Here is a 14944-nt window from a genome sequence, read left to right on the forward strand (position 1 = left end):
CCGGTCAGCCGCGGCCCCACTCTGCCATGACCGATACTGTCATTCCGATTCTTGACCTGCGCGACCATCGATACCGTTCGATGGTGCCGAGCATTCCGTCGCGCCTGATGGCTCCGGCCGGGCTCGTGGCCGACACCCGGGGCCGGCCGCTGCACGACCTGCGCATCTCCGTCACCGACCGCTGCAACTTCCGCTGCGTCTACTGCATGCCGAAGGAGGTGTTCGACAAGGACTACACGTTCCTGCCCCACTCCGAACTGCTGAGTTTCGAGGAAATCGAACGGGTGGCGCGGCTGTTCGTGGCCCAGGGCGTCGAAAAGATCCGGCTGACCGGCGGAGAGCCGCTGCTGCGCAAGAACATCGAGCGCCTGGTGGAAATGCTGGCCCGCATCGAGACCGCATCCGGCAAGCCGCTGGACTTGACGCTGACCACCAATGCATCGCTGCTGGCGCGCAAGGCGCAGTCGCTGCGCGACGCCGGCCTTTCGCGTGTAACGGTCAGCCTGGACGCCATCGACGACGTCACGTTCCGCAAGATGAACGACGTGGATTTCGCCGTGCGCGACGTGCTGCACGGCATCGAGGTGGCCCAGGCCGTGGGCCTGGCTCCGATCAAGGTCAATATGGTGGTCAAGCGCGGCACCAACGACCAGGAAATCGTGCCAATGGCACGTCACTTCCGCAACAGCGGCATCATCGTCCGCTTTATCGAATTCATGGATGTCGGCGCCAGCAACCACTGGCAGATGGACGAAGTGCTGTCGTCGGCCGATGTCGTGCGCCGTATCGACGAGGCATTCCCGCTGGAAGCCGTGCAGGCCAATTACTCGGGCGAAACCGCCGAGCGCTGGCGCTACCGTGACGGCGGCGGCGAAATCGGTGTGATTTCCAGCGTCACGCACGCCTTCTGTGGCGATTGCAGCCGGATCCGGCTATCCACCGAAGGACGGCTCTACCTGTGCCTGTTTGCCACCGAAGGCTATGACCTGCGCGCGCTGCTGCGTAGCGGACACAGCGACCTGGAGGTTGGCAACGCCATCGCACAGGTATGGCAGGCCCGCACCGACAACTATTCCGAGCAGCGCAGCGATCCCGCCGTACGCGCCGCGCGCGCCGAAAGCAAGATCGAAATGTCGTATATCGGCGGCTGATGATTGCTCGCGACGACATCACGGGCCTGATCCTGGCCGGCGGCCGCGGCAGCCGGATGGGTGGCACTGACAAGGGCCTGCAGCCGTTCCAGGGCGCGCCGATGGTGCAGCACACGCTGCAGCGCCTGGCCCCGCAGGCCGGCCCCCTGCTGATCAATGCCAACCGCAATCCCGAACGCTACGCTGCCTTTGGTGTGCCCGTGATCGCCGACACCATCGCGGATTTCGCCGGGCCGTTGGCGGGCATGCTGGCCGGACTGGCGCAGTGCCAGACGCCGTGGCTGGTCACCGCCCCCTGCGACACCCCTTTCCTGCCGGCCGATCTGGTAGCCCGACTGGTCCAGGGCATTGAAGACCAGGATGCCGACCTCGCGGTGCCGGTGACCGTGGATGCCGACGGCCGCCGACGCTTGCAGCCTGTGTTCTGCCTGATGCCGGTCACGGCCGCTGCCGGGCTGCGGGCTTATGTGGACGCCGGCCATCGCAAGATCGAAAGCTGGGTCATGTCACAGCGGCTGGCACAGGTCGAGTTCGAGGACGCCCGGGCGTTTGCCAACATCAACACGCTGGACGAACTCCGCGAACACGAAGCCGCCGGCCGATCCGGCTAGACTGTCACCCAAATCCCTTCACCGCCGACGCGTGCGCGTGTCGCGACCCAGACCATGCCTTCGCTGCAATCCGTCATCTCCTGCCAGTCCGACTACGACCCCACTGCCCTGCCGGTGGATCAGGCCAACGCCATCATTGCCGATGTGGTGGACCCGGTTCGCGGCATCGAGCAACTCGCGATTCGCACCGCGCTGGACCGCGTGCTGGCCGTCGACGTGATCTCGCCGATCGACGTTCCTGCGCACGACAACTCGGCCATGGACGGCTACGCGTTCTCCAGCCAGGCGCTGGCCCAGGGCGACACCAGTATTGCGCTGGAGGTCATCGGCACCGCCTATGCGGGCAACGCCTTCGCCGGCGAGCCGCAGGCAGGCCAGGCGGTTCGCATCATGACCGGCGCGATCATGCCGGCGGGCTGCGACACCGTGATTCCGCAGGAATTTGTTGAAATCCAGGCGGGCGGCAATCTGGTGCGCTTTGCGCCCGACGCCGTGCGCGCAGGCGACAACCGCCGGCTGCGCGGCGAAGACCTGGCGTACGGCCAGGCGGCATTGCGCGCGGGGCGGATCCTGACACCGGCTGACCTGGGCATGCTGGCGTCGCTGGGCGTGGCGGAGGTGAAGGTACGCCGGCGCCTGCGGGTGGCGTTCTTCTCCACCGGCGATGAACTGCGTTCCATCGGCGAGCCGCTCGATCCGGGCTGTGTCTACGACTCGAATCGCTACACGCTGCACGGCATGCTGCGCCGGCTCAACGTGGAGCTGATCGACATGGGCGTGGTACGCGACGACCCCGAAACCATGGAGGCAGCATTCCGCAGCGCCTGCGAGAACGCCGACGCCATCATCACGTCAGGCGGCGTGTCGGTCGGCGATGCCGACTATACGAAGCAGATCATGGAAAAACTGGGCGATGTCACGTTCTGGAAGATCTCGATGCGCCCGGGAAGGCCGATGGCGTTCGGGCGGATTTCGTCGAACGGCCACGATGCCATGCTATTCGGCCTGCCCGGCAATCCGGTGGCCGTGATGGTCACCTTCTACCATTTCGTGCGCGGCGCCCTGCACCGCCTGATGGGTGCCGACGTGGCGCCGCTGCCCCGCTTCCGCGTGCGCACCACCACGCCGATTCGCAAGAAGCCCGGCCGTACCGAATTCCAGCGCGGCATTCTGGCGCCTGGCGCCGACGGCAATCTGGAGGTGCGGCTGACGGGCCAGCAGGGATCGGGCGTGTTGCGGTCGATGAGCGAGGCCAATTGCTTTGTGGTGCTCGATCACGACCAGGGCTCGGTGGCCGCTGGCGATGCCGTACAGGTGATGCTGTTCGACGGCCTGATCTGACGCCGCACTGCCACCGGGCGCCCGGCTTGGGCGCTTTCCGGCGCGTCCCGCCACGCGGAACATCGCCCGCAAAGCATGAATGAAACCGATTCATGCGTCACTTGCGGTGCCAGGCGTCTGACACCGCCGGCGGTGTCGTTTTTGTGCCGCATACATTGTCGGAAAGCACCGTTGGACTCTGAAATGCCTCATCCGGCAGTGGGGCGGTCTAGGCGTCGCAGGCACCAATCGCTACACTTGCAGCACGAAAATCCCCAATCCCCAATATCTTGTCTGTCGTCATGCACCAGGAGATCGCGTACCTCCACCCCGTCAAGACTGCCCGCGCGCTAGTGCTGGTCTATCTCTGCTTTTCGGTGCCGATCGTGGCCATGGGCCTGTTCGTCGCCTTCGTGCGCTACGGCGATCTGCCTGGCATCGCCGTCTTCACCGCGCTGATCCTCAACGCGCTGATCGGCTTTGGCCTGCTCTGGCTGGGCTGCCGCGCCTACAACTGGGTGGCCGCGCGCTTTGGCGGCATCGAGGTTCACATCCGTGAACTGAGCCCCGAAGACCCCCAGTAATTGCTACCCGGCCGCCATTCGTTCGGCCACTAGGCCAGCCGGTCCTCATGCTGCCCCGGGCTCTCGTCAGCCGGGGCGGTATCGGTAGCCGTTCCGGCGCCAATCATTCCCGACGTTCCCAGCAACTGCTCCGCAACCTCTCCGGGCAGCGCTTCCACGGTGCGCAGCTTGCGCTCCATCTGCCGCGTACGGACTTCCGCCTGCTCGATATTGCGCGCCGCGCGCACCAGCGTATCGCGCGTCTTCGCCAGAACTTCGCCAAATTTGCCGAATTCCGTCTTTACGGCGCCCAGCACTTCCCACACTTCGCTTGACCGTTTTTCCAGCGCCAGCGTCCGGAATCCCATCTGCAGGCTGTTGAGCAGCGCCGTCAGCGTCGTGGGGCCGGCCACGGTCACCCGGAAATCGCGCTGCAGCAAGTCGGTCAGCCCCGGCCGCCGCAGGACTTCGGCATAGAGCCCTTCGGTCGGCAGGAACAGGATGGCGAAGTCGGTGGTGGCCGGCGGTGCCAGGTATTTCTCGGCGATGGTCTGGGCCTCGCGGCGTACCGCCACTTCCAGCTCGCGGCTGGCCGCGTTCACACCGTCCACGTCGCCGCGCTCCTGCGCGTCGACCAACCGCTCGTACTGCTCCTTCGGAAACTTCGCGTCGACGGGCAGCCAGACCGGACTGCCACCCACCTCCCGGCCAGGCAGACGGATGGCAAATTCCACCCGCGCCCCCGAATTGCGTACGGTCTCCACATTCTTGCCGTACTGGTCCGGCGTCAGGATCTGTTCGAGCAGCATCGCCAGCTGCACTTCGCCCCAGGTACCGCGCGTCTTGACGTTGGTCAGCACACGCTTGAGATCGCCGACCCCCTGCGCCAGCATCTGCATTTCACCCAGCCCGCGATGCACCTGCTCCAGACGCTCGGACACCAGCTTGAATGACTCACCCAGCCGTTGTTCCAGCGTGGCATGCAGCTTCTCGTCCACGGTACGTCGCATTTCCTCCAATTTGGCTGCGTTATTGGCCTCGATATCGCGCAGCTTCTGCTCCAGCGTCGCGCGCACGTCAGCCAGCCGCCGTTCATTGGCTTCCGACATCTGCGCGAGCTGTTGCTGCTGCACCGTGGCGATGCTGGTCAACTGCGTCGACAGTTGCTGCTGGAACCGCAGCATGTGCTGCCCCGACTCGCTGCGATTGCCACGCGCCGTTTCGGCCAGTTCGGTACGTAACTCGCGTTCGAGCCGCTCCAGCCCACGGGCGGTGTCCTCGCGCACGTCGTCGCGCAGGTCGCCCAGCATCGGCAACAGTTCGCCGGTGCCGCCGCGCGACTGGCGCATCAACAGCACGATCAGCAGGATCACGGCCACCACCGTGGCGGCCAGGGTCAGCAAGGGGATAAGCGACATGGAAATAAAAGCTGGCGATCCGGCACCATCAACGGCGACGCGGCATGACCTCGGGATTGATGACGGTCTGGGGCTTGCCGGCTTGCGGACCGGCGTCAAGCGCGGCGATCAGGTTGTCGGCCGCCAGATTCGCCATGGCCCGGCGCGTCTTTTCGGAAGCGCTGGCAATGTGCGGCGTCAGCACGACATTCGGCACGGTCAGCAGGTCGGGATGCACGCCCGGCTCGCCCTCGAAGACGTCGAGCCCTGCGGCAAAAATCCTGCGATCGCGCAACGCCGCTGCCAGCGCGCCGTCGTCGACAATGCCGCCACGCGCCAGGTTGATCAGCGTGGCCGTGGGCTTCATCAGCGCCAGTTCCGCCGCGCCGATTGCATGATGGCTCTCGGGGCTGTACGGCAGCACCAGGATCAGGTGGTCCGCCTGTTTCAGCAATTCGGCCTTGCTGACATAGCGGGCATTGAGCGACTGCTCGACATCGGCCGGCAACTGGCTGCGGTTGTGATACAGCACCTGCATGCCGAAGCCCGCCGCTCGGCGTGCCAGCCCCTGCCCGATACGGCCCATGCCGAGGATGCCCAGCGTGCTGCCGTAGATGTCCATGCCCACCAGCATGTCATAGCTCCAGCGCTCCCACTTGCCGGCGCGCAGGTAGTGCTCGCTCTCGGTCACGCGGCGGGCGGTGGCCATCAGCAGTGCCCAGCCGAAATCTGCGGTGGTCTCTGTCAGCACGTCCGGCGTATTCGTCGCCACGATGCCCGCGGCGGTCAGCGCCGGCACGTCCAGGTTGTTGTAGCCCACCGCCATGTTGCAGACCGCCCGCAGCTGCGGCAATGCGGCGACCAGATCGCCATCGATCCTGTCGGCCGCATTGGCCAGTACGCCAGCCTTGCCGGCCAGCCGCGCGCGCAATGCCGCCGCATCAAGGACCAGGTCCTCCTGATTGGCATCGACGTCGAAATATTGCGAAAGACGCTCGATCACATCGGGGAAGATGGCGCGCGTGACAAGGACAGGGGGCTTCATGGCAGTCATACGTGGAAGAAGAGGAACGTCATCACCAGGAACAGCGGCACCAGCACGGCGCAGGACCACGCCATGTAGCCGAAAAAGCTCGGCATGCGCACGCCACGGCTTTCGGCAATCGCCTTGACCATCAGGTTGGGCGCATTGCCGATATAGGTATTGGCGCCCATGAACACGGCACCGGCCGAAATGGCGGCCAGTGTCGAGGCATCGCGCGTCATGAGCGTGGCGGCGTCACCGCCCGCGGTGTTGAAGAACACCAGGTAGGTCGGCGCGTTATCAAGAAATGACGACAGGATGCCGGTGGCCCAGAAGTACATGCTGTCGATCGGCTGACCGTTGCCGTCGCTGACCGTCCGGATCACACCCGCGAACGCGCCATCGGTGCCAGCCTTGAGCATGGCGATGACCGGAATGATCGTCAGGAAGATGCCGGCGAACAGCTTGCCAACTTCGAGCATCGGCTCCCAGTTGAACTCGTTGCCATTGCGCGCGGCATTCGGGGTCGCCAGCAGCGACACCAGGGTCACCCCGATGAGCAGCCCATCGCGCACCAGGGCTGGCAGCGGCACCTCCGTCCCCATCACGTCGAATGCGATGCCCGGTTTCCACAGCCCGCTCATCAGCACCAGGCCAACCACGGCTGCCAGCAGCACGAAATTGACCTTGCCTTCGAGGCGGATCCCCACCGAGTCCGGCGTGGGGTCCTGCGCCTGCGGCAGCTCTTCCTCGCGCTTGAGAAAGTAGTACCGGTCGATGGCGTAGAACAGCGCCAGCAGTACCACCCAGATAAAGATCGTCTCGGGCAGGATGTTGCGCAGGGTCCAGGTGAACTCCACGCCCTTGAGGAAGCCCAGGAACAGCGGCGGATCGCCCAGCGGCGTCAGCGCGCCGCCGGCATTGGCAACCAGGAAGATGAAGAACACCACCACATGGGCCACATGGCGCCGGTTGTCATTGGCGCGCAGCAGCGGCCGGATCAGCAGCATCGCGGCACCCGTGGTGCCCATCAGGCTGGCGAGCACCGTGCCCAGTGCCAGGATGCCGGTATTCAGCCTTGGCGTGGCGTGCAGGTTGCCGCGCACGCAGATACCGCCCGCCACCACGTAGAGGGCCGTCAGCAGGACGATGAACGGGATGTATTCTGCCAGCAGCGCGTGCACCGTGTTGGCGACGGCAGCGTGCCAGCCGAACTGCGCGGCGAACGGCACCAGGAACAGCGCCGCCCAGGCCGCGGCAATCTTGCCATAGTGGTGATGCCAGAATTTCGGCGCGATCAGCGGAAACAGCGCGATCGACAGCAGGATGCCGGCAAACGGCAGGCCCCACACGGGAGACAGCGCGGCCCCGTCGACATCGGCCGCAAAGGCCACGGCTGGCGACAGCAACAGCGTGGCGAGCAAATATTGGGGAATCAGCGTGGCAACACGGCGCATCAGACAGCAATCTCCTTCATCGCAACACACGCCCAGGCGCGTGCTAGGCACGGACCGGCGGTGAGACAGACGACAAGGCGCACGCGTCCGGAGTGGTTACCAGGGCGGTGGGACGGCAGCACGCAGCGAAGGGCCCAGTGTAAAGCAAACCCTTTTGAGAATGGTCTGAAAGTGCCTCAATACGCGCGCCGCAGCGCGCGCCGGTCATTGCTGATCGACCAGAATCACGTGAACCCGATACGGACCATGGGCGCCCAGCACGATGGTCTGCTCGATATCGCCCGTGCGCGACGGCCCGCTGATGATGTTGGTGGCGCGCGGCAGCTGACCATGTTCGGCACGCATGCGCGCGAACGCCTCTTCCAGATTGGCGACGATGCGCGACACCGGCACCACGGCGATATGGGTTTCCGGCAGCAGCGCGGCCGATGCAAAGGTATCGGGGCCCGACAGCAGCATCAGCGAACCGGTCTCGGCGATCGCCACGAAACAGCCGGTGATGCCGACCAGGTCGCCATGCTCGCGATCCGCCTGCGGTTCGCGAACCGGCGGGCGGCATTCCACCTCCAGGCCCTGCGCAGCCCACGGCAGTTCGCCCAGGCTGGTCCAGGCCACGGCACGGCGCGTCAGTTTCAGACCATCCAGATAATGCAGCACGGCGCCAGGCACGTCGGCCAGCGTGGCAACGCGGTCTACCGTCGAGGCCATCTTCTGCGCCTGCACGCCGAATGCGGCGGCGCGGTCTTCGGCCACCTCGGGTTGCGGCCCTTGCGGATGGCGCGTCAGGTAGTCGGCCACGGCGTCGCGCTCGCCCTGCGTCACTGCCGCCCCCCTGCCCTGGGCGGCACGAATGCGGGCGAAGATGCGGTCACGGGCGGCGTTCGTTTCCATGGTAGGGGCCTGAAGGGTTGCGGGGCTTGCCGATTATAAGAAAACGGCGATGACCGTGGATGAATCCGGTTAAGCGGATGCCTGAACTTCGAACACCTGCCGCAGGTAAGCCAGGTAGCCCGGATCGTCGCACATGGTCTTTTCAGGCGTGTCCGACAGCTTGGCAACCGGCTGGCCGTTGCAGCGGACCATCTTGATGACGATCTGCAGCGGCGTGTAGCCAAGGTCGTTGGTCAGGTTCGTGCCCACGCCAAAGGCCAGCTTGCAGCGGCCGTGGAAGCGTTCGTAGAGCTCGATCACCTTCGGAATGTTCAGCGCGTCGCTGAAGATCAGCGTCTTGCCGCGCGGATCGACGCGGTTGGCGGCGTAGTGCGCGATCATGCGTTCGCCCCACTCGAACGGGTCGCCCGAGTCGTGCCGCACGCCATCGAACAGCTTGCAGAAGAACAGGTCGAAGTCGCGCAGGAACGCGTCGAAGCCATAGGTATCCGACAGCGCGATGCCCAGGTCGCCACGATATTCGCGCGCCCAGTTCTCCAGTGCATAGACCTGCGAATCGCGCAGGCGCGGCCCCAGCGCCTGGCACGCCTGCAGGTATTCATGCGCCATCGTGCCCAGCGGCGTCATGTTGTGCATCCGCGCGAAGTGGACATTGCTGGTGCCGGCCAGTTGCGGCCCCAGGATGTCGCGCATCGACAGCAGCACCTCTTCCTGCCAGTCGCGCGAGAAACGCCGGCGGGTGCCGTAGTCCGCGATCACGCAGTCCTGGTATTTCGACGACTTCAGCAGGGCCAGCTTGGCCTCCAGCCGGCGTCGCCCTTCGTCCAGATCGGCCTGCGGCTGCGTCCGGCGGAAGTACACCTCGTTGACGATGGCCAGCAGCGGGATCTCGAACAGGATGGTATGGAGCCACGGCCCGCGGATCGTGATGTCGATCTCGCCATTGCCCTGCGCCGACGGCTGGACGACCACGTACTTCTGGTTCAGGTGGAACAGCTCGAGGAAGTCGACGAAATCGCTCTTGATGAAGCGCATGCCGCGCAGATAGGACAGTTCGTCGTCGGAAAAGCGCAGTTCGCAGAGCTGGCGGATCTCGTCGCGGATCTCGTCGACATATGGCGTCAGGTCGACGCCGGCATTGCGGCACTTGAAGCGGTATTCGACTTCGGCCTGCGGAAAGTGGTGCAGCACCACCTGCATCATCGTGAACTTGTACAGGTCGGTGTCGAGCAGGGAACGGATGATCATAGCGAAGCCAAGGCCTGGGGCGCGGCGAAGTCAGGCCATCATGCTAACCGAAAGTCACGCTCGGCATAGGGATGGCCGGCCCTTGCGCGGGGTCAGCCGCCGTCAAGCCCGCGCAGCGCCGGCGACGTCTGGCGGGCAGGCCGCTTCGACTGCAGGCACCACAGCTGCTGCCCCTGGTCGCCCTGACAGGTGACCAGCGTGGCCTGGGGGCGCGGCACGGCCGCCGGCAACGGATCGGCAAAATTGGCGGATGCCACCATGATGCGTTCCTGGTAGACCGGCTGCCCCGCCCGGTCGAAGCGCAGGACCTGTATCAGGGTATCCGGCGAAGGCTGCAGATCCTTGCTGCACGGCAGGAATCCGTCACGGTTGCAGTTCGCCATCGCCATCCCCGCCGGGGTCCGGATCACGCTGAAGCTGTCCCAATCGAAGGCGGTCAGCGCGGACAGGGCCACGGGCTGGTCGGTACGCGCGCGCCACGCCACCAGGCGGGACACCACGCTGTCGGCCATTTCGCCCTGGCGCGGCTGGGCGGGCTGGGCAGCCGCCCCGGCGCCCAGGATGGCGCAACACAGCACCGCGGCGCTGGTCAAACCGACCGTCCGACTCCCCCTTCGGCACCCCATCAGGCTGGCTGGCATGAGCAAGTCCCTTCGCAAGATTGCTGTCGATCAACGCGTGCGCAAGGCACGGAAACGGAATGTAAAGGGCCGGCGGGGGCACCCGCGGGCCTGAAAAGCCACGCATGACACAGGGGAATAGTAGTCCGGGAGCTTGCCGCGCGGACGCCGATCGGCCCGGAATCTGGCGCCAGAAGCCACTTCGGGGCCAATTTCGCACCAAAAGTACATAAAGAAATAAGAAAACTATCTGACCCGGCTATATAGACTCACTATCCTTGCGAGAAGGCTCAGCTACAATATCGGTCTTTGAAAGGCCTCGGCCCTCGCTCGCCCCAAGTTATCCCGATTGACACGCGCGGTGTTTGGCGCGTAACGGGCAACTCGCAAGAGCGACCGGCAAGAATCCGGCCTTGGACAATATCCCCCATCGAAGACCGATCCGTTTTTCTGGAACCGAAATGACTCACGTTGTCACCGAAGCCTGCATCCGTTGCCGTTACACCGACTGCGTTGATGTGTGTCCGGTCGATTGTTTCCGCGAAGGCCCGAACTTCCTGGCCATCGATCCCGACGAATGCATCGACTGCGCCGTGTGCGTGGCCGAGTGCCCGGTGAACGCGATTTACGCCGAGGAAGATGTGCCCGGCGACCAGCAGCAGTTCATTGACCTGAACGCCGAGCTGGCCCGCAACTGGCCGTCCATCACCAAGACCAAGGCCCCGCTGGCCGAGGCCGAGGAATGGAAGGACGCCACCGACAAGCTGCAATACCTGCAGCGCTAAGACAAGACTGACGCAACGGGCACGCGAATCCCTGCCGGCGGCACGCCGGATTTGCCTGCCCAGCGTCGCAGAAAGCCGTCCCCACGCGCTTTCCCGTAATACCGGGCACCTGCCGTGCCCACAACGTATCAGGACGAATATGGACTTGAGCATTCCAAATCCCGTGGCCGACGCGACCCAGCAGGCTGGCGGCAACAACGGCGGCCAGCCGCTGGAAATCGACGCGCTGATCGTTGGCGCGGGCCCCGTTGGCCTGTTCCAGGTGTTCGAACTCGGCCTGCTCGAAATCAAGGCGCACGTGATCGACTCGCTCAAGGTAGTGGGCGGCCAGTGCGTGGAGCTGTATCCGGACAAGCCGATCTACGACATCCCGGCCGTGCCCATCTGCACGGGCCAGGAACTGACCGACAACCTGCTCAAGCAGATCGAGCCGTTCTCGCCCACGTTCCACCTGGGCCAGGAAGTCAGCGTCGTCGAGCGCCGTGAAGACGGCCGCTTCTTCGTCGAGACGTCGCTCGGAACCCGCTTCATCACCAAGACCATCTTCATTGCCGCCGGTGTGGGCTCGTTCCAGCCGCGCACGGTCAAGGTGGAAGGCATCGACAAATTCGATGGCAAGCAGCTGTTCTACCGCGTGAAGGATCCGAGCCGCTTCCACGGCCGTAACCTGGTGATCGTGGGCGGCGGCGATTCGGCGCTGGACTGGGCGCTGGACCTCCATGGCAAGGCCGAGTCGATCGTGCTGATCCACCGCCGCGATGGCTTCCGCGCCGCCCCGGCGTCGGTCGCCAAGATGCGCGATCTGTGCGAACAGATGGAAATGCAATTCATGGTCGGCCAGATCGGCGGCTATGAAGAGAAGGATGGCGTGCTCACCGAGATCAAGGTGACCGGTGGCGACGGCGTGACCCGCCGCATGCCGCTGGACGATCTGCTGGTGTTCTTCGGCCTGTCGCCGAAGCTCGGCCCGATCGCCGAGTGGGGCCTGGACCTGGAGCGCAAGCAGATCAAGGTGGATACCGAGAAGTTCGAGACGAACATTCCGGGCATCTTCGCCGTGGGCGACATCAACACCTACCCGGGCAAGAAGAAGCTGATCCTGTCGGGCTTCCACGAAGCCGCGCTGGCTGCGTTCGGCGCAGCGCCGTACATCTTCCCGGACAAGAAGATCCACATGCAATACACGACGACTTCGCCGAAGCTGCACAAGGTGCTGGGCGTCGAATCGCCGGTGTTCGATTGACCTGTCGAAGGCCAACGCAAAAAAATCGCCTCCGGGCGATTTTTTTGTTTGCACAATTCAAAAAGCTGGCTATAATGCGGCCTCGCTGTTGAACACGGCAACGCAGCAAAAGGCGGAAACGCCCAGCGCTGGCCGGTTTCAAGGCGAACCAGAGTGACAACGACAACTTCTGACGAAAACAAAACGTTAAAAAGTTGTTGACGAAACGAAGAGAAGCTGGTTATAATTTCTTTCTCAGCTGTTCCCCGATAGCTCAGTCGGTAGAGCGCCGGACTGTTAATCCGTAGGTCCCTGGTTCGAGCCCAGGTCGGGGAGCCAACCGATAGAAGATGAAGGCCGATGCGAAAGCATCGGCCTTTTTCTTTTTCCGCCGCCGTACGCCGTCCTCGCCACCGTTCCGTGGCACACCATCCCCTCCCCGCACAAACGTTCCAGAAAGTCCTGGCCGATCTGGCTATGATGGACGGCCGCACATTCCGAACCAGGACCCCGCAGTGAGCCCCCAGAGCTGGATCGACCTCAAGCAGGATGCCGACACTGGCATCGAGACGATTCGCGCCCATTTCGAAGGCCACGCGTACGATCCGCATTGGCACGACAGCTACCTGGTCGGCTACACGGAACAAGGCATCCAGCAATTCCATTGCCGGCGCGAGGTCCAGCGCAGCGTGCCGGGCAAGGTCTTCACGCTCGAACCGGGTGAAATCCACGATGGTTACGCGGTGGCACCGGAGGGTTTTACCTATTCGATGCTCTATCTGGACGCACAGTGGATGGCGCGCGAGCTGCATGCCCTGTTCGAAGATGCACCCGCGCACTGCCAGCCCGCCTTCGCGCATACGCTGAGCGAGGACCCCCAACTGATCGAAGCAATCGGCCGCGCGTTCACGGTGCTGCAACAGCCCGAACTGCGCATCGTCCGACAGTCCGCGCTCGACACCCTGCTGGCGCAACTGACCTCCAATTTGCACTGGCGCACGCAGCGCGCCGTCGATCCGCGCCTGCCGCTGGCAGCCCAGCGCGCTCGCGATTACCTGCACGACCATATGGACCAGGACATCGGCCTGGACGACCTGGCCGCCGCCAGCGGCGTGGATCGCTATCGGCTGACACGCGCGTTCAAGACCGCGTTCGGCATCGCGCCCCATGCCTATCTGGTACAGCTGCGACTGGCTCGCGCCCGTCATATGCTGGCACGCGGCGCCACGCCCGCCGACGTTGCCATGGCCCTTGGGTTCGCCGACCAGAGCCATCTGGGCCGCTGGTTCCGGCGCGCCTATGGCCTGACCCCCGCGCACTACCGCAAGCGCTGCTCAAACCTTCCAGACGCATGAGCCACACGGCCGCAACAATGGCCGCATGAGCGATACCCTGCCCCTCCTCCCCTTCCTGATGTTCGCCCTCGTGGCGTCGATCACTCCTGGCCCCACCAACGTCATCGTGCTGAGCCACAGCGCACGCCGAGGCGTGGCGGCCACGCTTCCGATCATTATTGGAGGCTGCGGCGGCGCCGCGCTGCTGGTGCTGACGGTGGGCATCGGCGTGGGAGACGCCCTGGCAGCCCACCCGCTCCTGCAGCGTGCGATGGCCTGGACCGGCGTGTTGTGGCTGTCCTGGCTGGCCTGGCAGATCTGGCGCAGCCCGGCCACCCCCATTGCGACCGATAGGGCCGCGCACGCCGAACGCGCCGAACGCGCCGAACGCGCTGATCAGGCCGATTCACGCCACAGACCGCTTGGGCTCGCCGGTGCCGCAGGCCTGCAACTCGTGAATCCCAAGACATGGATGATGGCGCTGGCCGTGGTCAGCGTCTTTGCCGGTCACGGCAAAGACCAGACGCACCAGGTGATCCTGCTGTCACTGATCTTCTTTGTCGTCTCGCTACCCTGCATGGGAGCGTGGGCGGTTCTGGGAGCCGGGGCCGCGCGGTTCATCCGCTCGGCAGCGCAGATGAAGCGCTTCGAACGCCTCATGGCGCTGGTGTTGCTGGCCTCGGCCTGGGGCAGTCTGTTGCCTTGATGCAAATCCGCGGGAAAGGCGCACTCACGCACATTTTCTGGGGTATAGTCTTGGATTGCCCTGAATAGCTTGACTCTCGTTCGGTATACCTGTAAAAGCTTACCGGCGTATTTCTTGCGCAATATCCACGGAAACAGGTAGTCGCCAAGTTTTTACCTAGCTAGGAAAATTTGGCCCGTCACCCCTGACACAGGCAGTACGGATTTCGATCCGCAGCAGGTTCTAGGGGGCGCACCACGGCATTCGCCGCAGCGTGCGATACCACCGTCGCCGAAGGCTCCGGAGCCCGACGTGACACGTTTCCCTCCTATGAACCCACCGCCACCTGGCGGTTATTCCTGAAGGACTGAATTGACTAAGATCGTTCTGAAACCGGGCGAGCCCGTTGAAGTTGCAATGCGTCGTTTCCGTCGCTCCATTCTGCAGACTGGACTGATCGTGGAACTGAAGAGCCGCACCGCCTACGAAAAGCCGACGACCGAGCGCAAGCGCAAGAAGAAGGCTGCCGAAGCTCGTCTGCGCAAGCGTCTGCGCATGCAAATGCTGCCGAAGAAGCTCTACTGATTCGGGCATTGCCAAAAGAAAAACCGCCAGTTCGCTGGCGGTTTTTTTTTC

The 14944-nt window shown here is 64.3% G+C and carries 15 protein-coding genes and 1 tRNA gene; 10 read left to right on the plus strand and 6 right to left on the minus strand.

Features of this window, described 5'->3' with window-relative positions:
- The first annotated feature begins 26 nt into the window (after positions 1 to 26).
- The 4 genes from moaA to A9J21_RS01025 all read left to right on the plus strand — a co-directional run bounded on the left by moaA (position 27) and on the right by A9J21_RS01025 (position 3666).
- Positions 27 to 1151 carry a GTP 3',8-cyclase MoaA gene (gene moaA, locus A9J21_RS01010; protein WP_066731005.1) on the plus strand — a complete coding sequence of 375 codons (1125 nt, stop codon included), beginning with the start codon at positions 27 to 29 and terminating at the stop codon, positions 1149 to 1151.
- On the plus strand, positions 1151 to 1762 hold the full coding sequence (mobA, locus tag A9J21_RS01015) for a molybdenum cofactor guanylyltransferase MobA (RefSeq protein ID WP_066731007.1): 612 nt from the start codon (positions 1151 to 1153) through the stop codon (positions 1760 to 1762). Before moaA ends, mobA begins: the two co-directional genes overlap by 1 nt.
- A 54-nt stretch (positions 1763 to 1816) precedes the next feature.
- Positions 1817 to 3103, plus strand: coding sequence for a gephyrin-like molybdotransferase Glp (gene glp / locus A9J21_RS01020; protein ID WP_066731008.1), 1287 nt, complete (start codon positions 1817 to 1819; stop codon positions 3101 to 3103).
- Positions 3104 to 3384: 281 nt separating this feature from the next.
- Positions 3385 to 3666, plus strand: coding sequence for a hypothetical protein (locus A9J21_RS01025; protein ID WP_066731010.1), 282 nt, complete (start codon positions 3385 to 3387; stop codon positions 3664 to 3666).
- A 29-nt stretch (positions 3667 to 3695) separates the two neighbouring features.
- Here A9J21_RS01025 and rmuC read toward each other — a convergent pair whose 3' ends face one another.
- The 6 genes from rmuC to A9J21_RS01055 form a co-directional block, all read right to left on the minus strand.
- Positions 3696 to 5063 (minus strand): DNA recombination protein RmuC, encoded by a 1368-nt coding sequence (gene rmuC, locus A9J21_RS01030; RefSeq protein ID WP_082926163.1) that lies wholly within the window; start codon positions 5061 to 5063, stop codon positions 3696 to 3698.
- Positions 5064 to 5091: 28 nt separating this feature from the next.
- On the minus strand, positions 5092 to 6087 hold the full coding sequence (locus A9J21_RS01035) for a D-glycerate dehydrogenase (RefSeq protein WP_066731062.1): 996 nt from the start codon (positions 6085 to 6087) through the stop codon (positions 5092 to 5094).
- Between the two features lie 5 nt (positions 6088 to 6092).
- Positions 6093 to 7523 (minus strand): sodium:proton antiporter, encoded by a 1431-nt coding sequence (locus tag A9J21_RS01040; protein ID WP_066731012.1) that lies wholly within the window; start codon positions 7521 to 7523, stop codon positions 6093 to 6095.
- Positions 7524 to 7727: 204 nt separating this feature from the next.
- Positions 7728 to 8414 (minus strand): lactate utilization protein C, encoded by a 687-nt coding sequence (locus tag A9J21_RS01045; RefSeq protein ID WP_066731013.1) that lies wholly within the window; start codon positions 8412 to 8414, stop codon positions 7728 to 7730.
- Positions 8415 to 8483: 69 nt separating this feature from the next.
- Positions 8484 to 9662, minus strand: a complete 1179-nt coding sequence (gene pncB, locus A9J21_RS01050) for a nicotinate phosphoribosyltransferase (RefSeq protein ID WP_066731016.1) — start codon at positions 9660 to 9662, stop codon at positions 8484 to 8486.
- 92 nt (positions 9663 to 9754) lie between these two features.
- On the minus strand, positions 9755 to 10255 hold the full coding sequence (locus A9J21_RS01055) for a hypothetical protein (protein WP_307188092.1): 501 nt from the start codon (positions 10253 to 10255) through the stop codon (positions 9755 to 9757).
- 488 nt (positions 10256 to 10743) lie between these two features.
- On the opposite strand from A9J21_RS01055, the gene fdxA reads away from it, so the two are divergent.
- The 6 genes from fdxA to rpsU all read left to right on the plus strand — a co-directional run bounded on the left by fdxA (position 10744) and on the right by rpsU (position 14893).
- Positions 10744 to 11067: a ferredoxin FdxA gene (fdxA, locus tag A9J21_RS01060; protein WP_066731019.1), complete on the plus strand. Its 324-nt coding sequence runs from the start codon at positions 10744 to 10746 to the stop codon at positions 11065 to 11067.
- Between the two features lie 139 nt (positions 11068 to 11206).
- A complete protein-coding gene (locus A9J21_RS01065) occupies positions 11207 to 12310 on the plus strand; it encodes an NAD(P)/FAD-dependent oxidoreductase (protein ID WP_066731021.1) in 1104 nt (367 codons plus the stop codon).
- 242 nt (positions 12311 to 12552) lie between these two features.
- A tRNA-Asn gene (locus tag A9J21_RS01070) sits at positions 12553 to 12628 on the plus strand.
- Positions 12629 to 12804: 176 nt separating this feature from the next.
- Positions 12805 to 13644 carry an AraC family transcriptional regulator gene (locus tag A9J21_RS01075; protein ID WP_066731023.1) on the plus strand — a complete coding sequence of 280 codons (840 nt, stop codon included), beginning with the start codon at positions 12805 to 12807 and terminating at the stop codon, positions 13642 to 13644.
- A 25-nt stretch (positions 13645 to 13669) separates the two neighbouring features.
- The gene (locus A9J21_RS01080) at positions 13670 to 14329 is read left to right on the plus strand and encodes a LysE family translocator (protein ID WP_066731025.1); all 660 of its coding nucleotides are present in this window, start codon (positions 13670 to 13672) and stop codon (positions 14327 to 14329) included.
- Positions 14330 to 14680: 351 nt separating this feature from the next.
- Positions 14681 to 14893, plus strand: coding sequence for a 30S ribosomal protein S21 (gene rpsU / locus A9J21_RS01085; protein WP_066731027.1), 213 nt, complete (start codon positions 14681 to 14683; stop codon positions 14891 to 14893).
- The last annotated feature ends 51 nt before the right edge of the window (positions 14894 to 14944 follow it).

The sequence above is a fragment of the Cupriavidus sp. D384 genome (assembly GCF_001652915.1).
Classification (GTDB): Bacteria; Pseudomonadota; Gammaproteobacteria; order Burkholderiales; family Burkholderiaceae; genus Cupriavidus.